The sequence below is a fragment of the Sphingomonas sp. BT-65 genome, from assembly GCF_026107375.2.
In the GTDB taxonomy this organism is placed as follows: domain Bacteria; phylum Pseudomonadota; class Alphaproteobacteria; order Sphingomonadales; family Sphingomonadaceae; genus Sphingomonas.
In genome coordinates this window covers 2,335,281-2,360,842 of record NZ_JAPCIA010000001.1, presented here as the reverse complement: position 1 = coordinate 2,360,842, position 25,562 = coordinate 2,335,281, and the positions used below count along the sequence as shown (strand labels likewise).

The 25,562-nt window shown below is 68.2% G+C and carries 18 protein-coding genes; 9 read left to right on the top strand and 9 right to left on the bottom strand.

Features of this window, described 5'->3' with window-relative positions:
- Nucleotides 1–8 precede the first annotated feature (8 nt).
- The 4 genes from OK349_RS11250 (at nt 9) to OK349_RS11235 (ending at nt 8,993) form a co-directional block, all read left to right on the top strand.
- Nucleotides 9–3,206, top strand: a complete 3,198-nt coding sequence (locus tag OK349_RS11250; RefSeq protein WP_265117893.1) for an amidohydrolase family protein — start codon at nt 9–11, stop codon at nt 3,204–3,206.
- Between the two features lie 176 nt (nt 3,207–3,382).
- Nucleotides 3,383–6,397, top strand: coding sequence for a TonB-dependent receptor (locus tag OK349_RS11245; RefSeq protein WP_265117892.1), 3,015 nt, complete (start codon nt 3,383–3,385; stop codon nt 6,395–6,397).
- Nucleotides 6,398–6,474: 77 nt separating this feature from the next.
- Nucleotides 6,475–7,149 (top strand): DUF6445 family protein, encoded by a 675-nt coding sequence (locus OK349_RS11240; protein WP_265117891.1) that lies wholly within the window; start codon nt 6,475–6,477, stop codon nt 7,147–7,149.
- Nucleotides 7,150–7,160: 11 nt separating this feature from the next.
- On the top strand, nt 7,161–8,993 hold the full coding sequence (locus tag OK349_RS11235) for a family 43 glycosylhydrolase (RefSeq protein ID WP_265117890.1): 1,833 nt from the start codon (nt 7,161–7,163) through the stop codon (nt 8,991–8,993).
- 134 nt (nt 8,994–9,127) lie between these two features.
- Here the strand turns inward: OK349_RS11235 and OK349_RS11230 are convergent, their stop codons facing one another.
- Together OK349_RS11230 and OK349_RS11225 are read right to left on the bottom strand one after the other, a co-directional pair.
- Nucleotides 9,128–10,558 carry a glucoamylase family protein gene (locus OK349_RS11230; protein WP_265117889.1) on the bottom strand — a complete coding sequence of 477 codons (1,431 nt, stop codon included), beginning with the start codon at nt 10,556–10,558 and terminating at the stop codon, nt 9,128–9,130.
- Nucleotides 10,559–10,589: 31 nt separating this feature from the next.
- Entirely contained in the window at nt 10,590–11,585 is a 996-nt protein-coding gene (locus tag OK349_RS11225; RefSeq protein ID WP_265117888.1) for a LacI family DNA-binding transcriptional regulator, read from the bottom strand.
- Between the two features lie 213 nt (nt 11,586–11,798).
- On the opposite strand from OK349_RS11225, the gene OK349_RS11220 reads away from it, so the two are divergent.
- Nucleotides 11,799–14,087: a glycoside hydrolase family 3 N-terminal domain-containing protein gene (locus OK349_RS11220; protein ID WP_265117887.1), complete on the top strand. Its 2,289-nt coding sequence runs from the start codon at nt 11,799–11,801 to the stop codon at nt 14,085–14,087.
- Between the two features lie 71 nt (nt 14,088–14,158).
- Here OK349_RS11220 and OK349_RS11215 read toward each other — a convergent pair whose 3' ends face one another.
- The 6 genes from OK349_RS11215 to OK349_RS11190 are packed head-to-tail and all read right to left on the bottom strand — an operon-like array spanning nt 14,159 to nt 21,435.
- Nucleotides 14,159–15,490: an MFS transporter gene (locus OK349_RS11215; protein ID WP_265117886.1), complete on the bottom strand. Its 1,332-nt coding sequence runs from the start codon at nt 15,488–15,490 to the stop codon at nt 14,159–14,161.
- Nucleotides 15,487–16,023 (bottom strand): YcxB family protein, encoded by a 537-nt coding sequence (locus OK349_RS11210; protein ID WP_265117885.1) that lies wholly within the window; start codon nt 16,021–16,023, stop codon nt 15,487–15,489. Before OK349_RS11210 ends, OK349_RS11215 begins: the two co-directional genes overlap by 4 nt.
- A 5-nt stretch (nt 16,024–16,028) precedes the next feature.
- Nucleotides 16,029–19,442, bottom strand: a complete 3,414-nt coding sequence (smc, locus tag OK349_RS11205; RefSeq protein WP_265117884.1) for a chromosome segregation protein SMC — start codon at nt 19,440–19,442, stop codon at nt 16,029–16,031.
- Between the two features lie 31 nt (nt 19,443–19,473).
- The gene (locus OK349_RS11200) at nt 19,474–20,211 is read right to left on the bottom strand and encodes a thioredoxin domain-containing protein (RefSeq protein ID WP_265117883.1); all 738 of its coding nucleotides are present in this window, start codon (nt 20,209–20,211) and stop codon (nt 19,474–19,476) included.
- A 28-nt stretch (nt 20,212–20,239) separates the two neighbouring features.
- Nucleotides 20,240–20,923 carry a DsbA family protein gene (locus OK349_RS11195; RefSeq protein WP_265117882.1) on the bottom strand — a complete coding sequence of 228 codons (684 nt, stop codon included), beginning with the start codon at nt 20,921–20,923 and terminating at the stop codon, nt 20,240–20,242.
- Nucleotides 20,923–21,435 (bottom strand): DUF721 domain-containing protein, encoded by a 513-nt coding sequence (locus OK349_RS11190; protein WP_265117881.1) that lies wholly within the window; start codon nt 21,433–21,435, stop codon nt 20,923–20,925. The genes OK349_RS11195 and OK349_RS11190 overlap by 1 nt, the downstream gene beginning before the upstream one ends.
- Nucleotides 21,436–21,462: 27 nt before the next feature.
- Between OK349_RS11190 and mutY the strand changes: the two genes are divergently transcribed.
- From mutY to nudC, 3 genes are read left to right on the top strand one after another with little or no spacing between them, the layout of a single operon-like run.
- Complete coding sequence (mutY, locus tag OK349_RS11185) at nt 21,463–22,542, top strand: A/G-specific adenine glycosylase (RefSeq protein ID WP_372340552.1); 1,080 nt, start codon at nt 21,463–21,465, stop codon at nt 22,540–22,542.
- On the top strand, nt 22,539–23,861 hold the full coding sequence (locus OK349_RS11180) for a serine hydrolase domain-containing protein (protein WP_265117880.1): 1,323 nt from the start codon (nt 22,539–22,541) through the stop codon (nt 23,859–23,861). The genes mutY and OK349_RS11180 overlap by 4 nt, the downstream gene beginning before the upstream one ends.
- A 2-nt stretch (nt 23,862–23,863) precedes the next feature.
- A complete protein-coding gene (gene nudC, locus OK349_RS11175) occupies nt 23,864–24,733 on the top strand; it encodes an NAD(+) diphosphatase (RefSeq protein WP_265117879.1) in 870 nt (289 codons plus the stop codon).
- Here the strand turns inward: nudC and OK349_RS11170 are convergent.
- Nucleotides 24,730–25,164: an MAPEG family protein gene (locus OK349_RS11170; protein WP_265117878.1), complete on the bottom strand. Its 435-nt coding sequence runs from the start codon at nt 25,162–25,164 to the stop codon at nt 24,730–24,732. The two genes, nudC and OK349_RS11170, sit on opposite strands and share 4 nt — an antisense overlap.
- A gap of 209 nt (nt 25,165–25,373) precedes the next feature.
- Here OK349_RS11170 and rpmF point away from each other — a divergent pair, with 209 nt between their 5' ends.
- Nucleotides 25,374–25,553 carry a 50S ribosomal protein L32 gene (gene rpmF, locus OK349_RS11165; protein WP_265118590.1) on the top strand — a complete coding sequence of 60 codons (180 nt, stop codon included), beginning with the start codon at nt 25,374–25,376 and terminating at the stop codon, nt 25,551–25,553.
- Nucleotides 25,554–25,562 lie beyond the last annotated feature (9 nt).

Genomic DNA, 25,562 nt, shown 5'->3' with positions numbered 1-25,562 from the left:
GCTTTCGGATGCGTCACACGGTCGCCGGCGTCCTCGCCGCGCTTTTCGCCCTTGGTCAGGCCCAGGCGCAGGACAAGCCGGCCGAAAAGCCCAAATGGGACGTCAACGCGCCGCAGGGTGCGGCACTCAAGCAGGCGGCGATCGACACCGACGAAGGCACCTGGATCGACGTCGATGTCGCGCCCGATGGCAGGACGATCGCCTTCACCCTGCTCGGCGACATCTATACCATGCCGATCGCGGGCGGCACGCCGACGCGGATTGCCGAGGGGCTGGCCTGGGAAGTCCATCCGCGCTTCTCGCCCGACGGCCGCCGCATCGCCTTCACCTCGGATCGCGGCGGCGGCGACAATATCTGGCTGATGAACGCCGACGGCAGCGACAAGAAGCAGCTCACCAAGGAGGATTTCCGGCTCTTGAACCAGCCAAGCTGGTCGCCCGACGGCCAGTATCTCGTCGCCAAGAAGCATTTCACGACGGGCCGCTCGCTCGGTACGGGCGAGGTGTGGCTCTACCACGTCTCGGGCGGCAGCGGGGTCAAGCTGGTCAAGCGCGCCAGTGAGAAGGTGCAGAAGGAGCTGGGCGAGCCGGTCTATGCCGCCGACGGCAAGTCGGTGTTCTTCACCCGCAACATCACCCCCGGGCCGATCTTCGAATACGCCCAGGATTCGAACACCAACCTGTTCAACATCGAGCGCTACGACCTCGACAGCGGCGAGACGACCACCGCGGTCTCCGGCCTTGGCGGCTCGGTGCGCCCGACGCCCTCGCCCGACGGCAGGAAGATCGCCTTCGTCCGCCGCGAGGCGACCAAGTCGAAGCTCTACGTCAAGGACCTGACCTCGGGCGAGGAGCGCAAGGTCTATGACGCGCTCGACCAGGACGTGCAGGAGACCTGGGCGGTCACAGGCGTCTATCCCAACATGGACTGGACGCCCGACAGCAAGTCGATCGTCTTCTGGGCGGGCGGCAAGATCCGTCGCGTCGATGCGGACGGCGCGAACGCCGCGGTGATCCCCTTCCACGTCGCCGACAGCCGCGCCGTCGCCGCCGCAACGCATCCGCAGATCGAGGTCGCGCCCGCCAGCTTCACGACCAAAATGACTCGCTTCGCCGCGGTCTCGCCCGATGGCGGTCGCGTGGTGTTCGAGAGCATGGGTAAGCTGTGGATCAAGCCGGTCTCGGGCGGGGCGCCCAAGCGGCTCACCAGCCTGGCCGAAGATGCTGGCATGGAGCTCTATCCGTCCTGGTCGCGCGACGGCCGGTCGATCGTGTTCGTCGAGTGGAGCGACGCCAGGCTCGGCCGCATCCGCACCGTCGCGGCGTCGGGCGGCGCGGCGAAGGACGTGACGAGCCAGCCCGGCCTCTATTCGCGCCCGCAATTCTCGCCCGATGGCCGGACGATCGTGTTCGAGAAGGCGGCGGGCGGCAATCTCACCGCGCCCGGCTGGTCCGACGATCCCGGCGTGTACCGCGTGGCGGCGGCGGGCGGCGCGCCACAGCTCGTCGCGCGCGGCATGGCGCGGCCGCAGTTCGGTGCGTCGAGCGAGCGCCTGTTCATGACCGCGCCGGGCGAGGACAAGCTCCAGCTCGTCTCGACCGATTTGCACGGCGAGGGCAAGCGCGTCCACGCCACCGGCGAGCTCGCCAACGACTATGTCGTCGCCCCCGACGGCAGGAGCGTCGCCTTCCGCCAGAATTACCAGGTGTTCGCGATGCCGCTGATGCCCGGCGGGCAGGAGGTCGCGGTCGGGCCCAAGGCCGATGCGCTTCCGGTGAACCGGGTCAGTACCGACGGGGCCGACTATATCCACTGGTCGGGCGACGGCGCGCGTCTCCACTGGAGCATGGGCCCGACGCTGTTCACCGCGGATCGCAGCGCCTTTTTCGCTGGAGCCCCGGGCGACAAGCCGGCGGTGACACCGCGCGCCACCTCACTCGCAATGGAAGTGAAGGCCGCCAAGCCGACAGGCCGTATCGCGCTCACCGGTGCGCGCGTTGTCACCATGTCCGGCGCGGACGGCGGCATCATCGACAATGCCACGATCGTGATCGAGGGCGACCGCATCGTCCAGGTCGCGCCGACCGCTACGATCCAGCTGCCCGCGGGCACGAAGACGATCGACGTCGCGGGCAAGACGATCATCCCTGGGCTGGTCGACGCGCATGCCCACGGCCCCTATGGTACCGACGATCTCGTGCCGCAGCAGAACTGGTCGCTGGTCCAGAATCTCGCGCTCGGCACCACCACGATCCACGATCCGTCGAGCCAGGCGAGCCTGGTCTTCACAGCGCAGCAGCTGCAGCGCGCCGGCAAGATCCTGGGGCCGCGCATCTTCTCGACCGGCGAGATCGTCTATGGCGCGAAGAACGCCGACGTCTATGCGCAGATCGACAGCTACGAGGACGCGCTTGCCCATGTCCGCCGCCTCAAGGCGCAGGGCGCGCATTCGGTGAAGAACTACAACCAGCCGCGGCGCGAGCAGCGCCAGATGGTCGTCGCGGCGGCGCGCGCCGAGGGGATGCAGGTCGTGGCCGAGGGCGGCTCGCTGTTCGGCATGGACATGAACCTGATCGCCGACGGCAACTCGACGCTCGAGCACAATGTCCCTGCGGACATCTTCTACAAGGACGTGCTGCAGCTGTTCGGGCAGGGCGACACCAACTACACGCCGACGCTCGTCGTCAGCTATGGCGGCCTCGCCGGCGATCCCTATTGGCGGCAGGCGACCGATGTGTGGAAGAACCCGCTGCTCGTCCATACCCCGCCGGCGCGGCTGCGCTCGGACACGATGCGCGTGACCAAGGCGCCCGAGGACAATTTCGTCGACGACGACAATGCGCGCGAGGCGAAGAAGGTCGCGGCGACCGGCAAGCTGGTGTCGATCGGCGCGCACGGGCAGCAGGCCGGGATCGGGCCGCACTGGGAGCTGTGGTCGTTCGTGCGCGGCGGGATGACGCCGGTCGAGGCGCTGCGCGCGGGCACGATCGATTCGGCGAAATCGCTCGGCTTCGCCAAGGACATCGGTTCGATTGAGCCGGGCAAGCTCGCCGACCTGGTGGTGCTCGACGCCGATCCCGTCGCCGATATCCATAACAGCGACAAGGTCAGCCGCGTGATGCTCGGCGGCCGCCTCTATGACGCCAAGACGATGAACGAGGTCGAGACTGGAGCCGCCAAGCGCCGTCCCTATTGGTGGGAATGAGGCCTGTGGCCCGGATGCCGTATATCCGGGCCCGCCTACCCATCATGGTCAAGCTCCCACGAAAAGGCGATTGACAACGTAGTCACAAAGAGCTTTGTGAAGCAGGTATCAGGAGATGTTAAAAGCTCCGGTGACGCTGTAACCGGTTACATAACTGGGTTTAGGGGAGCAGATTGATGAGGGATTTCCGCAGCAAGCGTTCACAACTCGTCCGCGGGATCTCGGCGGGCGCCTTTGCCGCCGCGCTGATGGTCAGCACTTCCGCTTTCGCACAGACCACCGCGACCCTGCAGGGTCGAGTCGAGGGCGCGAGCGCGGGCAGCACGGTGACCGTCACCGACACCGTCACCGGCCGCTCCGTCAGCACCACCACCCGCGCCGACGGCAGCTTCACCGTGGTCGGCCTGCGTCCGAGCACCTATCGCGTCGAGTCCGAGGGTCAGGAAGCGCAGCAGGTCTCGCTCCCCGTCGGCCAGATCGTCAATGTCGATCTCGGCCCGCCGGAGGCGGCCGCCGCCGAAGGTGGCGAAGTCGTGGTCACCGGTACGCGCGGTCGCGCCGAGGTGCGCACTGCCACGATCGGCACCAGCGTCAGCCAGGCTCAGATCGAGAGCCTGCCGCAGACCAGCCGCAACTTCCTGAACTTCGCCGCGCTTGCCCCGGGCGTCACCCTGCCTGCAGGTGAGAATGTGGGAATCCAGGCAGGCGGTGTCAGCTCGAACAACGTCAACGTCTTCATCGACGGCACCAGCCAGAAGAGCCAGGTCGGCTTTGGCGGCGTCGCCGGTCAGAACTTCTCGAAGGGCAATCCCTTCCCGCAGTCCGCGATTCAGGAGTTCCGCGTCGAGACGCAGAACTTCAAGGCTGAATTCGAGAATGCCGGTTCGGCGATCATCACCGCAATCACAAAGACCGGTGGCGAGGATTTCCACGGCAGCGCGTTCGGCAAGTACGTGCCCAAATCCTGGTACGGCCGTCCGTTCTTCGACCGGCCTGGCGAAGTCAACAACCCGACCGGCGCCAATCCCAAGCCCGACTATAAGCGCTGGCAGTTCGGCGGCGACCTGGGTGGCCCGATCATCCCCGGCGTGCTGCACTTCTTCGCGGCTTATGAAGGAACGCGCCAGACCAGCCCCGCGAAGATCGTCAATCCGGCCGCGCTGTTGCCGGGTGGTATCCGCGACCGCTTCGGCGGCAACTTCGCCGCGGATTTCAAGCAGGACCTGTATTTCGGCAAGCTGACCCTGTTCGCGTCGGATGCTGACACCATCAGCGCCAGCTACTTCCTGCGCAAGGAAACTGACGTCAAGGACTATGGCGACAATCGCGCGTTCGAGCAGGGTCGCGACGTCGGGACCGAAAGCAAGAATTATCAGCTCGAATGGAGCCATCGCGGCGAAGGCTTCCTCAACGAGCTGACGTTCAGCTATTTCAGCAATTTCACGGGCACGCCGACGATCACGGAGGGGCCGGAATATGTGCTGACCAACGGCGCACCGGGCTTCGACGATGACGGTGACGGCCTCGTCGATGGTCCTCCGGACAACGACCCGAACGATCCCAGTGGCGGTGACCTGTTCTTCTTCGGCGCGAATTCGTTCCAGCAGATAAACGAGCAGGAAAGCTTCACCTTCAAGAACAACTTCACCTACACCGGCTGGGACAACCATGTGGTGAAGACCGGCATCAAGATCTCGATGAACACGCTGCGGCGCATCGAGGACGCCTTTGCCAATGGCGCGTACCGTTTCGCCTATCAGCGGTTCGTCAATGAAGATTCCAGCATTCCCTATCGCGCCACGATCTCGCTGCTTCCCCCGACGCCGATGGAGGCGGACAATGTCCAAGTTGGCCTGTTCCTGCAGGACGACTGGACGATCGACGATCACTGGACCGTCAATCTCGGCCTGCGCTGGGACTATGAAAGCAACAATTTCAATAACAACTACCACACGCCGGAGAAGGTCGCGACCGCGTTGCGCAACTACCAGCCGTGGCAGGCCGCCGGCATCGATCCCGAGGATTACATCACCGACGGAACCAAGCGGAAACCGTTCCTGGGCGCGTTCCAGCCGCGCCTCGGCGTCTCCTACGACGTCCATAGCGATCGCGATCTGATCTTGTTCGCCGGCGCTGGCCGCTACTACGATCGCAACATCTTCTACCTCGCCTCGCTCGAGACGCTGTTCAACAACATCCGCAGCGACGCTTCGGTGAACTTCTGCGGCGCGGCCGGCCTCCCGGCGTGCGGCGCCGGCCTGCTCCAGTGGAACGAGGCCTATCGCGATCCCGAAGCGCTGCGCGCCGCGGTCGCCCAGACCGGGCTCAGCGGTGACATCTGGGTGATCAACAATGACGCCAAGGTGCCCTATACCGATCAGTTCACGCTCGGCGTACGCAAGCGGCTCGGGCCGGTCCAGCTTTCGGCGGCGCTCGCGCACAACCGGTCGCACAACGCGTTCATCTTCGTGCGCGGCAACCGCCAGACCAATGGCAACTATACCGATGGCGGTTTCGGTTGGGTGCGCGACAATTTCCCGGCGGGCAACGGCCTCGTCCCGGGCTATACCGGCCGTCTCAACATCGGGTCGAGCGAGGGCAAGGCCAAGTACACCGCGCTCTATCTGACCGCTGACAAGACTTACACCAAGGACTCGGGCTGGGGCGCCACCGCGACGCTCACCATCTCGGACGCGAAGTCGAATCAGGCGATCTCGTTCGACGAAGGGCAGATGTTCAACGCGGGCAAGCAGGACGCGTTTGGTTGGCAGCCGACTCGTAACCTCGAACGCTGGCGCTTCGTCGCCACCGGCATCGGCGACCTGCCCTGGGGCTTCCAGGTTGCGGGCACGCTGACGCTCGCCTCCGGGCCGCGCTTCGGCAATGTCGACTTCACCCGGACGCCGCCGCCGAACTGCGGCGGCTGCTTCTACTACAACGACGCCGGCGTCTTCTCGCCCAAGCAGAAGATCGCCTACAAGAATCTCGACCTGCGCGTCGCCAAGACATTCAAGATGCCCTTGGTCGGTGGCGAGCTCACCGCGGACTTCGAGGTGTTCAACGTCTTCGACTGGGTCAACCGCAGCTATTCGACATGGGGTGCCGGCAGCGGCCCCAATCCCACGCGCGAAGAGACCAATACCGTTGGTTATGCCCGTACCTTCCAGGCGGGCCTCAAGTACAAGTTCTGATCTTCGGATCGGCATGGCATAATCGGGGAGGGAGGCAAGATCGCTTCCTTCCCCTTTTCTTCGGCGAGGGAGGGCAAGTGAAACCCGAGCTGCACCGCGTCGGTGAGAGCCGTCAGCCCGTCGTCACGGTGGACGGCGCAACCGGCGATCCCGCTGCGGTCATCGCGATCGCCGCCCGCCTCGCGCCATTCCCGCCGAGCCAGACCTATTATCCCGGCCTGCGCCGCATCTTCACCCAGGCCGATGCCGATGCGGTTGCCTATGCCTTCCGCCTGCTCGAGGCCGCCGCGCCGTTCATCGGCGGGGCGTTCGATGCCGACGGCTTCGACTTGCTCGAGGCGAGCTTCTCGATCGTCACCGCGCCGCCGGAGACGCTTACGCCTCCCCAGCGCGCGCCGCATTTCGACTCGACCGATCCCAACTACATCGCCGTGCTCCACTATCTCGCGGACACGCCCGGCACCGGCACGGCCTTCTACCGCCAGCGCTCGACCGGGATCGAGCTGGTGACCGAGGCAAATCGCGACGCCTTCGTCGCCGCCGCCAAGGCCGAGAGCGAGGGCCTCGCCGGCTACACCAATGCCAACAACGCGCATTTCGAGCAGATCGGGCGGATCGATGCGGTGCCCGACCGGCTCGTCATCTATCGCGGCGCGCTGCTCCATTCGGGAATCATCCCCCATGGCATGAAGCTGAGCGCCGACCCGCGCCAGGGTCGGCTCACCGCCAACCTGTTCATTCGCACCCACTGAGGAACCGCCCGATGTTCAAGTACGCTCCCCTGCTGACGGTCGCGCTGACCGCCCTGGTCGCCACCGCGGCGAGCGCGCAGCCGGGCAAGCGCAGCTACGCCAACCCGATCGACATCGATTACCGCTACAATTTCGAGCAATTGAACGAGGGCATTTCCTACCGCACCGGCGCCGATCCGGTGATCATCCGGCACAAGGGCGCCTTCTACCTCTTCCAGACGCTTGCCGATGGCTATTGGCGCTCGACCAACCTGGTCGACTGGACCTTCATCACGCCCAGCCGTTGGGAGAATGACAGCTTCGTCGCCCCCGCCGCCTGGTCCGACGGCGAGCGGCTCTACCTCATGCCCTCGATGATGGAGCCCGGCGCGATCTACGTCACCGACGCGCCCGAGACCGGCCGGCTCGACTATTTCGTCCGCCGCATGCCGCGTCTTCCCGGCCAGGTCCGTCCCGGCGAGGAGGAGAAGATGAAGCCCGGCGAGATCCCGCCCGGTCCATGGGATCCGGCATTGTTCCTCGACGATGACGGCAAATGGTATCTCTACTGGAACTCGTCCAACGTCTTCCCGCTCTACGGGCTCGAGATCGAGTTCAAGGACGACCGCCTGGTCTACAAGGGCCCGGCCAAGGAGATGTTCAAGCTCCATCCCGACCAGCATGGCTGGGAGCGCTTCGGCCAGGATCATTCGGGCGGCCTGCCCAACGGCACGCCGATCAAGCCGTTCATGGAGGGCGCCTGGATGACCAAGGTCGCCGGCACCTATTATCTCCAATACGGCGCGCCGGGCACCGAGTATAACGCCTATGCTAACGGCACCTACACCTCGAAATCGCCGCTCGGCCCATGGGAATATGCGCCGTGGAACCCGGTCGCCTACAAGCCTGGCGGCTTCGTCGAGGGCGCGGGCCACGGCTCGACCTTCGCGGACAATCACGGCAACTGGTGGAACACCGGCACGCCCTGGCTCGGCCACAACTGGACCTTCGAGCGGCGTATCAACATGTTCCCGACGCGCTTCGAGGCGGACGGGCAGATGTGGTCCTCGGCGCGCTTCGGCGACTTCCCGCACTGGGCGCCCGAGAGCAAGGTCGATGACATCGAGTCGCTGTTCACCGGCTGGATGCTGCTCTCCTACCGCAAGCAGCTCGTCGCCTCCTCGACGCTCGGCGAATATGACGCCAGCCGCGCCGCCGACGAGAATCCGCGCACCTTCTGGGTCGCGCAGAGTCGGAATCCCGGAGAGACGCTGACGATGGACCTTGGCGCCGTGAAGACCGTCCGTGCGATCCAGGTCAATTTCGCCGACTACAAGTCCGGCCGCTTCGGCGACGCGCCCGATATCTATACCGAGTTCCGTCTCGAGGGCTCCGCCGACGGCAAGCGCTGGTCGAAGCTCGCCGAAACCGAGGGCCCGCGTCGCGACCGTCCCAACGCCTATTTCCAGCTCGAGGCGCCGGCCAAGGTCCGCTACGTCCGCTACGTCCACGGCCATGTCGGCGGCGCGCATCTCGCGATCAACGACCTGCGCGTGTTCGGCAATGCCGGGGGCGCCGCGCCTGCGCTCCCCGGCGGCGTCACGGCGGTGCGCGAGAAGGACCAGCGCAATGCCCGCATCAGCTGGCGCAAGGTGCCTGGCGCGGTGGGCTACAACGTCATGTGGGGCGTGCGCCCCGACCGCCTGACGCTGACTTATCAGGTCTTCGCCGACGAGCTCGGTAGCGGCGAGACCGGCAAGCAGGACCTGCGCGCGCTGAACGTCGACGTCGGCTATTATGCCGCGGTCGAGGCGTTCAACGAGACCGGCGTGTCGAAGCGCAGCAAGCCGGTGCGGATGCGCTAGTTTTCAAATCCTCCCCCGGAGGGGGAGGTGGCAGCGCGTAGCGCTGACGGAGGGGTATTCTCCCCACGCGGCACCGCTTGCCGAAACTACCCCTCCACCGCCTTCGGCGGTCCCCCGGGGGGAGGAATGGAGCTTCATTCCGCCAACCATCCCCCGGTGAACCCGGCCAGCTCCAGCCCGCGCCGGATCACCTTGGATCCCCGCATCCGCTTCCATACGAAGTCGCTGCGATAGTTCGCCGCCTGGAGCAGGATCGGACCCTGGTCGATGCCGATATAATCGGTGCCGAGCCAGCCATGTGCGCCATTGATCCTGCCGACCTCGAGCTTCTTGTCGGTCCAGGTGAAACTCGGGTTGATCGCGTCGAGAAAGCCATATTTGGCGTAGAGCCCTGGCGATTGGCGCAGCGCCTGGGCGGCCGGGACCACGATCTCGGGCGCGAAGGGCAGCGAGCCCAGCGCCGCGGTCGGCGCGATCGTGCCGTCGTCGCGCTCGTCGGGCTGGCCGAGCGGCCCGCGCGCCGCATAACCGTAGAAGGTTGCCGTCCTGCCCTTGAACGGGATCTGGTAGTTGCCTGGCCCGTCGCACGCGGTGAGGCCCCAGATGTCCTTCGAATAGCCGCTCCAGCCCATCGGGTTGGCGATGCAGTAGGCGCGGTTGGCATAGGTCGCGCGGCGGCTGTTCTCGAAATAGTCGAGCCCGGCCTCGCGCATCGGCTTGTCGCGGATGCCGCGGAAATCGATCCAGATATGGCTGTACTGGTGGCCGAACAGCGGCGCGAAGGCGAGGTGGCGGGTGTCGCCCGTGCCGCGCCAGCACTGCGCATATTTCGCGGTCCACGCCTCCCAGCTGTTCGCCGGCACCGCGTGCGTCGGCGATGCGAGCGCGAGGACATAGACGAACATGCCCTCGTTATATCCGGTCCAATTGGCGGGGATCAGGCCGGTCTCGGGGTGCCAGCCCATCGAGATCGCCGCGCGCCCGTCGCTGCGGAAGAAATTCCAGTCGGCGCGCGCATAGATATCGACGGCGAGTTTGCGGATCTCGGTCTCGACAGCGTTGTCGGCATCGAAATACTCGGCGGCGAACAGGATGCCCATGAACAGGATGGTGGTGTCGACGCTCGACAGCTCGACATTCCGGAAGCGATGCCCGGTCTCCATGTCGATGAAGTGATAGAAGAAGCCCTTGTGCCCGGTCTTGCCCGTCGGCTCGGACCCCTGCGGCGCGTTCCAGAAGAAGCGCAGCGTGGTCCGCGTCAGCTCGGCCGCCGCAGCGCGCGTCACCCAGCCGCGCTCGACACCGATCGGATAAGCGCCGAGCGCATAGCCCACCGACGCGATCGAGCAGAAGGCCGGGGTCGGCCAGCGATCGGGCACCAGCCCATTCTTGCGGTTGGCCAGCTCCCAGAAGAAGTCGAAGGTGCGCCGCTCGAGATCGGCATACCAGTCCGGCAGCGCGGGCTTCGTGGTCTGCGCAAGCAGCGGCCGCGCAGTGGCGGGCACGGCGAGAGCGCCGAGGGCGGGTGCGGCGAGCAGCGAACGGCGGGTGACGGGAATACGCATGAACGGGTTCCTCTCGTGAGCTTGCTTGAAGTCAGGGCCGCGCCGCTGTGGTGTCCCGCACCACCAGCTCGGCGCTGTGGCGTTCCGCGCGATCGTCCGCCGGCCCGCCTTCGAGTATGTCGATCAGCCGCTCGATCGCGCGCGCGCCCATCTCGGCGATTCGCACGCGCACCGTGGTGACGCCGAGGTAGCGCGCCAGCGGAACGTCGTCGAAGCCGGCGACCGCGATCTCGCCCGGCACGTCGATCCCCGCGGCTTTCAGCGCCTGGAGGCAGCCGATCGCCATCATGTCGTTCGCCGCGAACACCGCGTCACAGGGAATCGCGTTTTTCCGGATCGTCCGGATCGCCGCTTCGCCGCCTTCCTCGGAGAAATCCCCCGCCACGATCAACGGCTCGACATCGGGCGCATGCCGGGCCATCGCGGCGCGATAGCCCTCGACGCGTTCGCGCGCGTCGACATTGCCTTCCGGCCCCGCGACATGGACGATCCGCCGGTGCCCGTTGGCGACCAGGTGCGCGACCATCGCGTCCATGGCTCCCACATTGTCGAGGCGCAGCGTCGGCCGGTCGTCGATTTCTTCGGGCCCGTTGATGAACAGCGACGGCAGCGTCGGCGGCAGCGCCGCGCGCAGCATCCCGGCGCCAAGGTGCGGCGCCATCACGATCAGCCCGTCGACGCGCCCGCGCATCGCCTTCAGCGCGTTCGCAGCCTGCTCGCTCTCGTCATGGATGTTGGACAGCAGCAGCACATAGCCGCGCCGGCTCGCCTCGCGGTCCATGCCGCGCACGAACTCGCTGAAGAATTCGCCGTGCAGGTCGGGCAGCACCACGCCCACGGCATAGGCACGCGCGAGACTCAGGCTGCGCGCGCCGGCATGCGGCACATAGCCGAGCTCGGCGGCGGCGGCGATCACCCGCTCGCGCGTCTCCTCCCGGACATTGCCAAGCCCGTTCAGCGCGCGCGATACCGATGCGATCGATACCTGCGCCCGGCGCGCCACGTCGCGGATCGTCGCCTCGGCCATTCACCCTCTCTCCCCCCAGGTTGCGGTAACCGTATTCGGGCGGATCATTCGCGATTGCAAATTGGTTCGTTCGACGGCATGTAACCGGTTACGGTTTACCGCGACAACCCTAAAACCGGGGCCTGGAAAAGGGGGCCTTGCAAATAGGGCGGCGTTCCATTCGCATTCCCCCCGCGCTGTCGCTGGCGCGATGCGTTCAGGAGAGGACAAGAGATGCTCGACACCCGGATTTCCCGCCGCGCGGCGCTGATGGGCGCCGGCGCGATCGCGGCGTGGCTGCACAGCCCGGCGCGCGCGCTCATGCAGCAGGCGGCGAGCGTCGAGGTGCCCGCCTTCATCGATGCGCTGGTCGCCAAGATGACGCTGGCAGAGAAGGCCGGGCAGCTCAGCCTGATGGCTTCGGCCTGGGGCGGCAGCACTGTGATCAATCCCGCCAGCGGCTCGAACGCGAACTTCGAGCAGCAGGTCGAGGAAGTCCGCAAGGGCATGCTCACCGGCGTGTTCAACGGCAGCGGCACGCACATGTGCCGGATCATGCAGACCGCCGCGGTCAAGGAATCGCGGCTCAAGATCCCGCTGATCTTCGCCGCCGACATCATCCACGGTCACCGCACCATCTTCCCAGTCCCCGTCGGCGAAGCCGCGAGCTTCGAGCCCGCGCTGGCCGAGAAGACCGCCAGGGCCGCGTCCTATGAAGCGGCCGCCGCGGGCATCGACTGGACCTTCGCGCCGATGGTCGACATCTCGCGCGACCAGCGCTGGGGTCGCACGATGGAGGGCGCGGGCGAGGACGTGCATCTCGGCAACCTCTTCGCCGCGGCGCGCGTGCGCGGCTTCCAGGGCGCCAGCCTCAAGGCGATCGACACGATGATGGCCTGCGCCAAGCATTTCGCCGCCTATGGCGCGGCCGAGGCGGGGCTCGACTACAACACCGTCGACGTCTCGGAGCGCACGCTGCGCGAGATCTATTTCCCGCCCTTCCAGTCCGCCTTCAACGCCGGCGCGCTGTCGGCGATGGCCTCGTTCAACGAGTTGTCGGGCATCCCCGCCACCGGCAACGAATGGCTGATGCGCAAGGTGCTGCGCGACGAATGGGGCTATCAGGGCTTCGTCGTGTCCGATTACACCGGCGACATGGAGATGATCGCGCACGGCTTCGCCGCCGACGCGCGCGAGGCGACCAAGCTCGCCTTCCTGGCCGGGGTCGACATGAGCATGACCAGCGGCTTCTACCGCGACCACCTGCCCGACCTGGTCGAGAAGGGCGAAGTGCCGATGGAGCGGCTCGACGCCTCGGTGCGCAAGGTGCTGGCGATCAAGGCCGCGCTCGGCCTGTTCGAGAACCCGTTCCGCCGCATCGACGAGAAGCGCGAGGCTGCGCGCAGCCGCAACAAGACAACGCTGGCATTGTCGCGCGAGATGGCCAGGAAATCGATCGTCCTCCTCAAGAACGAGGGCGATATCCTCCCGCTGCGCAAGGGTGGGCAGAAGATCGCGATCATCGGCCCGTTCGCCGCCGGCCAGCACGACCTCAACGGCCCGTGGTGCGTCTATGGCGACAACAAGCTCGCCATCGACCTCGAGACCGGCGTGCACAACGCGCTCGGCAAGAGTGCGCAGATCACTGTGGTCGAGGGCTCGGAGGTCGAGGCGCCGCTCGCTGGCGGGATCGACGCCGCGGTCGCTGCGGCGCGCAACGCCGATGTCGTCCTGCTCGCGATCGGCGAGAGCGAGCGCATGTCGGGCGAGGCGCAGTCGCGCACCAGTATCACCGTCCCCGAACCCCAGCAGGCGCTGGCCGAGGCGGTCGCCGCGGTGGGCAAGCCGGTGATCGTCATCCTCAAGAACGGCCGCGCGCTCGCGCTCGAAGGTGCCGTGAAGAACGCTCCCGCGATCCTCGTCACCTGGTTCCTGGGGTCGGAGAGCGGCAACGCCATCGCCGACGTCCTGTTCGGCGACTACAGCCCCTCGGGCCGCCTGCCGATGAGCTTCCCGCGCGAGCCGGGCCAGCAGCCCTTCTACTATTCCCACAAGCCGACCGGCCGCCCCAACCCGAGCGACGCCAAGCTCGAGGAGTACAAGACCCACTATCGCTCGATCCCGAACTCGGCGCTCTACCCGTTCGGCCACGGCTTGACCTACGGCAAGATCGAATATGCTGGCCTGACCCCCGACCAGGGCAATCTCGCCTGGGACGGTGAGATCGCCTTCACCGCGACAGTCACCAACCGCGGCTCCCGCGCAGCGGAAGAGGTGGTGCAGCTCTACATCCGCGATCGCGCGGCGAGCATCACTCGCCCCATCCGTGAGCTCAAGGCATTCCGTAAGGTCGCGCTCGCCCCGGGCGCGTCGGAGACCGTCCGCTTCGTGCTCAAGCGGTCGCAGCTCGAATTCATCGGCCGCGAGCTGAAACCGACGGTCGAGCCCGGCCTGTTCGACGTGTGGATCGCGCCCTCGGCGCAGGCGGAAGGCGTACATTCGACCTTCACGCTCACGGCCTGAACCCGCTTCCCCGGCATGCCGGGGGTCCGGCACCGCTTCCCTTCCCTCCTCCCCGGGGCGGTGCCGGACAGCTACCCCCGGAGGTCGCGTACGATCCGTGCATGCGCCCCGCGCCCCAGCGGGTTCATCGCCATCAGCACGCACGACAGCGCGAGGAAGCCCAATGGCACCAGCGCGATCGTCAGCCGCATCGCGCTCAGCGTCGCCGCGCTCTGCGCGACATTGGCGACATAGCCCGCGCTTTCGAACCCCAGCCCCAGGATCACCGTTGCAATCCCGATCGCCACGCGCTGCAGCAGCGCCGCCATGCCGAACACCGCCCCCTCGACGCGCAGCCCGGTGGTCTGCTCGCCATATTCGATCGTGTTGGGCAGCATCGCCCAGAAGACGAAGTTGAGGCCCACGATCATCGCCTGCATCGCCATTAGATAGGCCTGCATCACTCCCGCGCGCTGGATGTCGAACGCCGCGAACGATGCGAGCCCCGCCATCGCCAGCACCGCGGCGAGGAACCACAAGGCGCGCGTCCCCAGCCGTCGCTGGAGCAGCATCCACAGCGGCACCGACACCGCGCTCACCACGCTCATCGAGGCAAGCGCGAGCTGCCCGCCACCCTCGTCGCCGAGGAAGTATTTGAAATAATAGAGTACGGACTTGTTGAGGATCGTCACCGCCACGATCATCGCCATCATCGCGAGGTTGAGCGTGACGAAGGCGCGGTTGGCGGCGATGCTCCTGAGCGCGGTCCATACCGGCACCGGTTCACGCCGCTCGGGCACATCCGCTTCGCGATAGCTGAGGCCCACCCAGGCGAGGATCGCCGCGCCCGCCACCGCGAACAGCAATGCCGCGCCGAGATAGGCATTGGCGGCCACCTTGGTCCCGAGCAGCAGCCCGCCGAGCGGTACGGTGCCCAGCGCCACCACCACCGCCGCCAGCGTGCCCGACAGCATCCGCATCCCCGCGACATAGGCGCGGTCGCCGCTGTCAGCGCTCACCCGCGCGCTCATCGCGAGATAGGGCAGGTTGATGAAGGCATAAGCGGTGCGAAACGCGATATGACCCGCGAACACCCCCGCCATGCCCCACCAGCCCGGCGCCAGCGGTGGCAGCCACGCAAGCACGAAGCCGAGCCCCAGCGGGATGCCGCCAATCGCCACCAGCCGCCCGAGCCCGCCTTTGGGTTCGCGCCGGTCGGCGAGCACCCCGGCGGCGAAGTTGGCGATCCCGTCCCACACCGACGCCGCCATGAAGATCGCCGCCGCGGCGCCCACCGGCAGACCAAGCGCATCGGTATAGTAGAACAGCAGGAAGAGCATCGCGCTCTGCCAGTAGAGATTGAACGCGAAGTCCCCGAAGGCGAACAGGGTCAGCCGCGCACGGGAGGGACGGATGGCGGTCAACGCCAGCCCGTCAGCTGCCGAACCTTGGCCTGGCTCAGCCGCTCCCGAATATCCGCCAGCGCTTCCTCCGGAAAGGCGCGTTTCGGGAGCATGTTGAACAGCGCGTCGCTCTGATAGAGGATGATCGCGTCCGGACCTTCGGCCCATTGCCTGAAGTCGGCCCAATTGTGCCGAGACCGCGCCGATTGCGTCGCGAGATTGAACGCCGTTTCGTCCCAGAAGAACTCGAATTCGTCGTGTAGCGACTTCTGCTGCGCGTAGATCCGGCGGGATCGGCGCGCGATCATGATGTGGTTGGTCACGGCGATGCCAAGCACGATGATCGCCGCTGCGACCGCGCCCAGCCCCGCCGCGATGGCGGCGTACTGCCAAGTCCATTGGCCCAATGTGAGGAATACCAGCGCCGCGTAGAACAGCCCCATGAGCGCGGTCAGTTTGATCAGCTTGCTGCGGTAGAATTCGCGAGTCATGTGCAGCCGGGTTGCCGTGACATAGTCGTCGGCGGTGAGGCTGAACCGGATGGGGCCATGCATCCGGCTCACTCCGCCGCCAGCAGCGACTCCGCCCCGCCCAGGTCGACCGACACCAGTCGGCTGACCCCGCGCTCGACCATCGTCACGCCGAACAATCGGTGCATGCGGCTCATCGTCGCGGCGTTGTGGGTGACGATCAGATAGCGCGTCGCAGTCTCGCGCGTCATCGCGTCGAGCAGGTCGCAGAAGCGCTCGATATTGGCGTCGTCGAGCGGCGCGTCGACTTCGTCGAGCACGCAGATCGGCGCCGGGTTGGTCAGGAACAGCGCGAAGATCAGCGCCACCGCGGTCAGCGCCTGTTCGCCACCCGACAGCAGGGTGAGCGACTGCAGCTTCTTGCCCGGCGGCTGCGCCATGATCTCGAGTCCCGCCTCGAGCGGATCGTCCGAATCGATGAGCTCGAGATGCGCCTGCCCGCCATTGAACAGCGTGGTGAACAGTCGCCGGAAATGCTGGTCGACCGCCTCGAACGCCGCGAGCAGCCGCTGGCGGCCCTCGCGGTTGAGCGTGCCGATGCTCCCGCGCAGCCGGTGCACCGCCTGGATCAGCTCGTCGCGCTCCCTGGCATTGGCTTCGGCGCTGGTCGTCAGCTCGGCCAGCTCGCTTTCGGCCACCAGGTTCACCGGTCCGATCCGCTCGCGCTCGGCGATCAGCCGGTCATGCGCCGCGGATTCGTCCTGCGGATCGCGCACGCTGTCCTCGGCGAAGCCCGCGCGCTCGGGCAGCAGGGGCGGCGGGCATTCGAAGCGCTCGCCCGATAGACGCCCCATCTCCAGGCGTCGCATCTCCTGGTTCTCGTGCCGTGCCACCGCGCCCGCGCGCGCCTCGCGCGCCTCCGCCAGCGCCTCGCCCGCGGCACGCATCCCCGTCTCGGTGTCGCGTAGCGCGGCCTCGGCGTCGCGCTCGGCAAGCTGCGCCGCGGCGCTCTCGATCCGCACTTCGTCATTGGCCTTCTCGGCTTGTTCGATGCCGGCATCGAGCTCGGCGGGCCTATCCTTCAGCGCCTCGGCCGCCTGCGCCAGTTCTATGGCGCGCGCGTCCATCTCCGCGATTCGCTTCGCCGCCTCACCCGCCCGCGCGCCCCAGCCCTTGCTCTCCGCCTGCGACGCCGCCAGCCGTTCGCGGGCGCTCGCGATGTCGCGTTCGAGATTGCCGCGCTCGGCGCGCGCATTGGCGGCCGCGTTGCGCCGCGCCTCGGCCTCGGCGGTCAGCGCGGCGACCTTCGCCCGCGTCGCGCTCCCGTCGGGCAGCGCCGCGCGCGCCGCCTCGGCGCGCTTGAGCTCGCCATTGGCTTCTTCGAGTTCAGCCGTGCTGCGGGCGCGCCGCGCCTCCATGTCGGCGCGCTGCGCGTCGAGCCGCTCGATCGCCGCCGCGGCGCGATCCTCCGCCCGCGCCGCCTCGCGCGCCGCATTGTCGCTATGGTCGAGCAGCCGCTTGCACTCGGCTGCCGCGCGGCGCGCCTCGGCGATGTCGCCTTCGATCCGCGCCAGCTCGGCGTCCGCAGCATCGACCGCGCGCACCGCCGCCGGCCGTGCCTTCTCGATCGCGCGCAGCCGGTTGACGCGCTCCAGCCGCTCGGCGGCCGCCGCCCCGCCGCTCTTCGCGACATAGCCGTCCCAGCGCCGCAGCACCCCCGCCAGCGTCACCAGCCGCTGTCCTACGGCAAGCGCTTGGCCCTCGTCGCTCTCCGCCACCAGCACCTGCGCCAGCCGTCGCGCGAGCACACCGGGCGCCTCGACATGCCCGGCCAGCGGCGTCGTGCCCGAAGCCGCGCCGGGGTCGCTCTTCAGCGCCTCGGCCCCCGCCCAGTGCCGCTCGTCCTTGGGATCGAGCCCGGCCTCGAGATCGTCGCCCAGCGCTGCGGCGAGCGCGCGCTCATAGCCCGGATCGACCTTGAGCTTGTCGAGCAGCCGGTCCTTGCCGCTCGGCCGCGTCGCCTTGGCCAGCGCCGCTGCCTCGCTGTCGAGCTGCGCCAGCTCGGCATGCGCGACCGCGCGCGCGGTCTGCGCCCGCGTCCGCGCCTCGACCGCACCGCGCTCGGTGGCGTCGGCGCGGGCGAGCCCGGTGCGCGCGGTCTCGGCCTGGCGCTCGGCCTTGGCCTTGACGTCGGCCGCCTGCGTCCGCGCCGTCTTGAGCGGAGTCGGGTCGCCCAGCGCGTGGAGTTCGGCGGTGACGCGCGCCGCGTCGCGCTCGGCGCGCTCGACTCGCGTCCGCGCCGCTGAGAATGCCGCATCCGCCACGCGCGCCTCGGCCGCCTCGCTCGCCTGAGCGGACAATGCCTGCGCCAGCGCGACCTCCGCATCGCGAGATTCGCTTTCCGCCTTCGCCAACGTCGCTTCGAGCGAGGGCATCCGCGCCTTGGCATCCTTGATACGGGTCTCGAGCGTCGCCGCCTCATCCCCTAGCCGGGCCAACGCATCCGCCGCATCATGCGCCAGCGCGCCCTCGCGGCCCTTGTCCGCCTCGAGCCGCGCCGCGCTCTCGGCCAGCTCGGCGATCCGCCGCTCGACGCTCGCCCGCTCGCTGCGCAGCCCCGCCAGCGCGTGCATCGCCTCGCTCGCCCGATCGCGCACCGCCAGCGCCGCCGCGCGCGCCGAGCCAAGCTTTTCGGCCATTTCCTGCTGCGTCGCGAGCGCCGCTTCCTGCTTCGCGGTCCGCTCGGCGACCAGCGCTTCGGCTTCCGCCGCCTCCTTCTTCGCCGCGTCTGCTGCCGCCGCGGCGTCGCGCCAGCGCGCGAAGATCATCCGCCCCTCGGCGGTGCGGATCTTGTCGGAAAGCTCGCGATACCGCTCGGCCTGCCGCGCCTGCCGCTTGAGCGCCGCCGCGCGCGCCTCCTGGTCAGAGATCACCTCGTCGAGCCGCGTCAGATTGGTCTCGGTCGCGCGCAATTTCTGCTCGGCGTCCTTGCGGCGGACATGGAGGCCGGAGATGCCCGCCGCCTCCTCCAGCATCTGCCGCCGCTCGCCCGGCTTGGCCTGGATGATCGCGCCGATCCGTCCCTGGCTCACGAGCGCCGGCGAATGCGCGCCAGTCGCGGAGTCGGCGAACAGCAGCGACACATCCTTGGCCCGCACATCGCGCCCGTTGATGCGATAGGCCGATCCCGCGCCGCGCTCGATCCGCCGGACGACCTCGATCTCGCCGTCATCCTCGCCGCCCGCTTGCTCGGCGAGGATTGAGACCTCGGCAAAGTCGCGCTGCGGCCGTGTCGCGGTGCCCGCGAAGATCACGTCCTCCATCCCCGCGCCGCGCATCGACTTGGCGCTGTTCTCGCCCATCGTCCAGCGCAGCGCTTCGAGCAGGTTGGACTTGCCGCAGCCATTGGGGCCGACGATCCCCGTCAGCCCGGGCTCGATGCGCAGGTCGGCGGGATCGACGAAGCTCTTGAATCCGGTGAGGCGGAGCCGCTTGATCTGCATCTCTGTGCGGCCCGCCCCCCGGCTTACCCGATCAGGCGCCCGCGGCCTTGAGCGCCGCCTCGACCTGCGGCCAGGTCCCGGTGTTCTCGAGCACCTTGCCGTTGAGGATGAAGGTCGGCGTGCCGGGGATGCTGTATTCCTTGGCCGCGTTTTCATTGCCCTTGACCAGCGCGTCGATCGCCTTCTGGTCGGCAAGGCACTGGCGCGCCTGCGCTTCGGGCACGCCGCGCTGCTGGACGAAGCCCAGATAACCGAAGCGCTCGGCCAGCGCCGTGGTGCGCTGCGCCGGGGCCATTGTCTCGACCTGCTGGAGGAAGGGGTCGCCTTCCTTGGGCCCGTTCTCGAGCAATGTGCGCTGCTGCTCGTACATCTGGTCCATGATCGCGAAGAACGGGCCCGGGCCGGCGCACTGGCCGAGCAGCGCCGCGCCAAGGTCGATCGGGTTGAGCAGGAAGTCGCGGAACTCGAAGCTCACCTTGCCCGCCGCGACATAGGCCTTGAGCGGCTCCATGCCGGTCACCGCGAAGGCGGCGCAATGGCCGCAGGTGCGCGAGCCATATTCGATCAGCTTGATCGGGGCGGCGGGGTTGCCCATGCGGAAGCCGCCTTCGGCGGTCTTCTCGACCGTGTCGGTCCACTGGGTGCCGGCCGGGGCCGCCGTGCCCGCCACCGGCGAAGCCGGCGCCGCGGGGGTGACGCTGTTGCCGGTCTCGCTGCCGCCGCAGCCCGCCAGGATCATCGCCGAAGCCAGGCCAATCGCTATACGCATCAGTTCGTCTCTCCAGTCGAAAACTTGATCATCGCGCCCCCGCGGCGCGCAATTCGGGTTCGAGCGCGGCCCAGTCGCTGCCGCCGCCGGCCTTGCCGTTGATCGTGAAGCTCGGCGTGCCCTGGATCGTGCCCCAGGCCGCCTTGGTCATCGTGGTCACCTTGTTGAGATCGCCCGGCGCCGCGAAACACTGATTGACCGCCGCCGCGCTCATCCCGCGCTTCGCCATCAGCGCGGTGAGGCCGGATCCGTTCGCCGCCGCCTTCAGGCGCGCCAGTTCGGGCTGCGACTTGAGGCTTGCGGCATTGGCCTGCCACCAGGTCCGGCCCTGCTCGAACCAGCTCGATTGCGCGGCGAAGATCGCCTGGCTCGCGCCGCTGAAGCCCTTGGCCCCGGTGCAGCGTGCGAGCAGCGCGGCTGCCATGTCGAGCGGGTCGCGCACGGCATGGCGGAACTCGACGCGCACCAGCCCGCGGCGGACCAGATCGTCGTGCAGCGGCGCCTTCGATTCGGCCACGAAATGCGCGCAATGCGGGCAGGTATAGCTGAGATACTCGACCAGCTTCACCTTGGCCGCCGGATTGCCGATCAGGAACGCGCCCGACGGCGCCTGCGCGACATGGGCGCGCCAGTCCTGCGCCCGCTGCGCCGGTGCAGCGGTGGTGAGCAGGGCTCCCGCGATCAGCGCGAGGCACAGGCGAACGAAACGCATCAGTCGATCTTTCCCAGCTTGAGGACGGGCATCGCTACCCCCGCGGCGAGCCCCTCGAGCACCGCGCGCAGCTCGGGATCGGCGATCGCGCGCAGGCTGTCGCCGAGCTCGGCCGGAACCGGAGCGGGCGTAGCCGGCGCGGCGGGCATCGGCGCGCGGGGCACCTCGCCCTGGCGGATCGCGACGCGCGCCACCGCGGGATAGCCGAAGAAGCGGTTGACCCGCTCCATGATCTCGGGCGCGATATGCTGCATCATCGGCGCGTGCGCGCCCTGCACGACGAGGCTCAGCACGCCGTTGGCGCGCTCGCCGCGCGGGAAGCGGATCGATTCGGGCGCCGACACGCCGGCATAGCGCTCACCGACGATCTCGCTCCAGCGGCGCACCACCGCGCTCTGCACGAAGCCGAACTTACGGAACGCGACGCGGCCGACATCGGGCACCAGCTCCGCCACCTGGCGGATACGGTTGCTGCGTTTCGGCTCGTCGGTCGGGGCACGCGGCTTACTCATCCCGCCAGTCCATGCCATAGCCGGGCCGTGCCCGACAATGTTTCTCGCGACATCACCAAGCAGGTCTCCGGGGATAAGCAGGTCTCCGGACCGCTGCTCGCCTGGTACGATGCGAATGCGCGCGTCCTGCCGTGGCGCGCGGCCCCGGGCACCCCGCCGCCCGATCCCTATCGCGTATGGTTGTCGGAGGTGATGCTCCAGCAGACCCAGGTCGCCGCGGTGATCCCCTATTTTGCGAAGTTCACAGCGCGCTGGCCCGATTTCGCGAGCCTCGCGGCGGCTGACGACGCCGATCTGATGAGCGCCTGGGCCGGCCTCGGCTATTATGCCCGCGCGCGTAACCTCCTCGCCGCGGCACGCGCGGTCGCCGGTGAGCATGACGGCAAGCTTCCTTCGAGCGAAGCCAAGCTGCGCCAGCTGCCCGGCTTCGGTCCCTATACCGCGGCGGCGGTGGCGGCGATCGCCTTCGGGGAGCGCGCGGTGGTGGTAGACGGCAATGTCGAACGCGTGGTCGCGCGCCTGTTCGCACTCGCCGACCGGTTGCCCGGGGCGAGGCCGCGGGTGCGTGAGCTCGCCGATTCGATCACGCCCTCGGCCCGCGCGGGCGATTTCGCGCAGGCGATGATGGATCTCGGCGCCACCATTTGCACCCCCCGGTCGCCCAAATGCCTGCTCTGCCCGCTCGCCGATCGCTGCGACGCGCGCGCCGCGGGGATGGCCGAGGCCTATCCCGTGAAGGCGCCGAAACGGGCGCGCCCAGTACGCTACGGCACCTTCTTCTGGGCTGAGTGCGACGGGCAGGTGCTACTCGTCCGCCGCCCCGCCAAGGGATTGCTCGGCGGCATGCGTGCGCTACCCACCGGTCCCTGGGGTGAAGCGCCGCCTGCGCTTGCAGAGGCACCCCTCGCCGCCGACTGGACGCTGCGCAACGCCGTGGTCACCCACGGCTTTACGCATTTCGAGCTGGTCGCCGCGCTTGCGACCGCCTCGATCGGCCGCCACATTGCGCCCGCGGACGGCGAATGGTGGCCGATCGCCGAGCTCGACTCGGCGGGGCTTCCGACCCTGTTCGCCAAGGCAGTGGCAGCGTTGCGGAGGACGGGATGAAGACACTCTGGCTGGCCGGCGGCGCTGCCGCGCTTGCGATCGTCGCGGTTTCGGGCGCCTTTGGGCAGGCGGTCACCTCGCCGCCCGTGCAGCCGCCGGTGCAGGACGTCACCGTCGCCGCCGATGCTGTTCCCGCGCTCGCCCGCGCCTATGTCGCCGACCGCAAGGCGCCTGGCATCGTCATCGCCTATGCCAAGGGCGACCGGCCCCCGAATTTCGCCGCCGCGGGCAAGATCGCCGACGAGGAGAGCGCGGCCAAGGCCGACGCCGATTCGCTATGGCGCGTCTATTCGATGACCAAGCCGATCACCGGTATCGCCGCGATGCTGCTGGTCGAGGATGGCAAGCTCAAGCTCGACCAGCCGGTGAGCGACTTCATCCCCGGCTTCAAGTCGATGAAGGTGCTGACCGATCCGGCGAACAGCCTCGCCACGCGCCCCGCGGCGCGGCCGGTGACGGTGCGGCACCTGCTCACCCATACCGCCGGGCTGGGCTACACGATCGTGACCAAGGGGCCGCTGCTCAAGGAGTATGAGCGGCTGGGGGTCGTCCCCGCGGCGCTCAACCCCGGGGTGGAAACTGAGCTGCGCAAGCTGCGCCCCACCTCGCTCGCGGCGTTCGCCGATCGCGTGGCGACGCTGCCGCTGATCGCCGATCCGGGTACCAAGTGGAGCTATTCGATCAGCCTCGACGTGCTCGCGCGCGTGGTCGAGGTCGCGGGCGGCATGCCGTTCGAGCAATTCGTCCAGACGCGGCTGTTCGGCCCGCTCAAGATGACCTCGACCTATTGGAGCGTGCCGGAGAGTGAGATCGGCCGGTTCGCGACCAACTATCTCTGGGCGGGGGAGAACCGCATCCCGCTCGATCCCGGCAAGGCCTCGGTCTTCGCCGCGCCGCCGTCCTTCCCCTATGGCGGCGCTGGCCTGGTGATGTCGGCGCGCGACTATGACAGGTTCCTCCATATGCTGGTCAATCAGGGTATGGTCGACGGGTTGCGCGTGATGAAGCCTGCGACGGTGCGGCTCGCCATGTCGAACCTGCTGCCCAAGGGCGTCGAGTTCCAGCGCGCGCCGAGCGGGAGCGGCGGCGATGTCGCGCCCAGGATGGGCTATGGCGCGGGCGGTTCGGTCTATCTGGAAGGCGTGCCGGGCGGGCCGGGCAAGGGCACCTATGGCTGGGGCGGCGCCGCCGGCACGATCGCCTGGGTCGATCCTGCCACCAAGGTGCGCACCACCGTGATGGTCAACTATTTCCCCAGCGACAAATGGCCGCTGCGCGCCGACTCGGTGAAAGCCGTCTATGCCGATCTGGCGCGCTGACGGTGGTTGAGGTCGGGTTCACCGGGGCGGTGCTCGACCGCGCCGACCGCGAACGCAATAATCCCGAGGCGCTGGCCGCGGCGCTCGGCGACTGGCGCGCACGGCTGCTCCGGCTGAACGGGCTCGAACCGGAGCTCGATGGTGAAGGGCAGCTGGTGTGGACCAGCCTCGCCGACCTGCCCGAGGGGAGCGAGCCGCTGTTCCTCGGTTATATCGACGGCAAGCCGCATTTCGCGCCGCTGGCGATGGGCGAGCGGCACGGCAATGTGCGCTCCCCCGCGTTGTTCCAGATGCTCGGGCTGATGCCTGCCGACCAGGCCGGCCTCTATGCCTGCGCGCGCAGCCTGGTCGACTGGCACCAGCGCCACGGCTTCTGCCCGGCTTGCGGCAACCCGACCGAGCTGTTCCGCGCCGGCTGGGCGCGGCGCTGCCAGAGCTGTGCCGCCGAGCATTTCCCGCGCACCGATCCGGTGGTGATCATGCTCGCCGAGCATGACGGCCGGGTGCTGCTGGGCCGCGGTCCCGCCTGGCCGGCCGGACGCTATTCGGCGCTCGCCGGGTTCGTCGAGGTCGGCGAATCGATCGAGGAAGCGGTTGCGCGCGAGACGCTGGAGGAAGCCGGCATCGCTGTGCGCAACGTTCGCTATGTTGCCAGCCAGCCCTGGCCCTTTCCCTCCTCGCTGATGATCGCGTGCGTCGCGACGGCGGAGGGCGACGCGATCACGCTGGACACGAACGAGCTCGAGGACGCGTTCTGGGCGACGCGAGACGAAGTGCGCGCCGCGCTCGATGGCGCACCCGACGCCCGGTTCGGTGCGCCGCCGCCCTATGCGATCGCCCACACGCTGTTGCGGACCTGGCTCGCCGGCTAGCCGGCGGTCTGGATCATCTCGATCGTCTCGGTCTCGCCGAAGCTCAGGAACGGGATGCTCGCGGCATAGAGCGCCAGACCGGCGATCACCAGGAAGGTCAGGATGATCCCGATCGCCCGGCCCGGGCGCCAGCCGTCCATCCCGAACGGATGCAGGATGCGCGCGACGACGAACACGACCGCGACCGCCCACAGCCAATCGACGGTGCCAACCGCGAGCTCGATCAGCGCGATCAGGATCAGCACGATCGGCGCATATTCGGCGAAGTTGAGCTGCGCGCGCATCCGCGCGGTCAGCTTCGGGCTGCCGCCGTCGCCGATCGAGACCTTCTCGGATCGCCGCACGATCCCCACCCGGAATGCGAGCCACAGGTTGATCAGCGCGCAGGCGGCGGTGGTGGCGAGCGCCACGGGCAGGATGATCGCGTCCATGAAGTCGGTTCCCCCTTTTTGACCCGCCCTCGCTGCCATGCCGCGCGCCGCCTTGCAACTTGGCCGAAAATCGGTATAGGCGCTCGCTCGCTTCGCGACAGGCCAGACCGGCGGTCCGGCGGGTGCCGGTTCCACGGCGCTTGCCCGTTCGCCGCGCCGGGCGTATCGCGATCCAGTTTTTTGATGACGAATCCAAGAAGGTTGCCGAAATGGCCGTCCCTAAGAGAAAAGTTTCGCCGAGCCGCCGCGGCATGCGCCGGGCGCACGACGCGCTGAAGGTCGAGGCGTTCCAGGAATGCTCGAACTGCGGTGAGCTCAAGCGCCCGCACGTGCTGTGCGGCGCCTGCGGTCACTATAACGGCCGCGAGATCGTCTCGGTCGAGGGCTGAACTCGAAGC

Coding starts and splice junctions, on each gene's coding strand:
- OK349_RS11250 (WP_265117893.1), top strand. CDS start 9: ATGCGTCACACGGTCGCCGGCGTCCTCGCCGCGCTTTTCGCCCTTGGT.
- OK349_RS11245 (WP_265117892.1), top strand. CDS start 3,383: ATGAGGGATTTCCGCAGCAAGCGTTCACAACTCGTCCGCGGGATCTCG.
- OK349_RS11235 (WP_265117890.1), top strand. CDS start 7,161: ATGTTCAAGTACGCTCCCCTGCTGACGGTCGCGCTGACCGCCCTGGTC.
- OK349_RS11230 (WP_265117889.1), bottom strand. CDS start 10,558: ATGCGTATTCCCGTCACCCGCCGTTCGCTGCTCGCCGCACCCGCCCTC.
- OK349_RS11225 (WP_265117888.1), bottom strand. CDS start 11,585: ATGGCCGAGGCGACGATCCGCGACGTGGCGCGCCGGGCGCAGGTATCG.
- OK349_RS11220 (WP_265117887.1), top strand. CDS start 11,799: ATGCTCGACACCCGGATTTCCCGCCGCGCGGCGCTGATGGGCGCCGGC.
- OK349_RS11210 (WP_265117885.1), bottom strand. CDS start 16,023: ATGCATGGCCCCATCCGGTTCAGCCTCACCGCCGACGACTATGTCACG.
- smc (WP_265117884.1), bottom strand. CDS start 19,442: ATGCAGATCAAGCGGCTCCGCCTCACCGGATTCAAGAGCTTCGTCGAT.
- OK349_RS11200 (WP_265117883.1), bottom strand. CDS start 20,211: ATGCGTATAGCGATTGGCCTGGCTTCGGCGATGATCCTGGCGGGCTGC.
- OK349_RS11195 (WP_265117882.1), bottom strand. CDS start 20,923: ATGCGTTTCGTTCGCCTGTGCCTCGCGCTGATCGCGGGAGCCCTGCTC.
- OK349_RS11190 (WP_265117881.1), bottom strand. CDS start 21,435: ATGAGTAAGCCGCGTGCCCCGACCGACGAGCCGAAACGCAGCAACCGT.
- OK349_RS11180 (WP_265117880.1), top strand. CDS start 22,539: ATGAAGACACTCTGGCTGGCCGGCGGCGCTGCCGCGCTTGCGATCGTC.
- OK349_RS11170 (WP_265117878.1), bottom strand. CDS start 25,164: ATGGACGCGATCATCCTGCCCGTGGCGCTCGCCACCACCGCCGCCTGC.
- rpmF (WP_265118590.1), top strand. CDS start 25,374: ATGGCCGTCCCTAAGAGAAAAGTTTCGCCGAGCCGCCGCGGCATGCGC.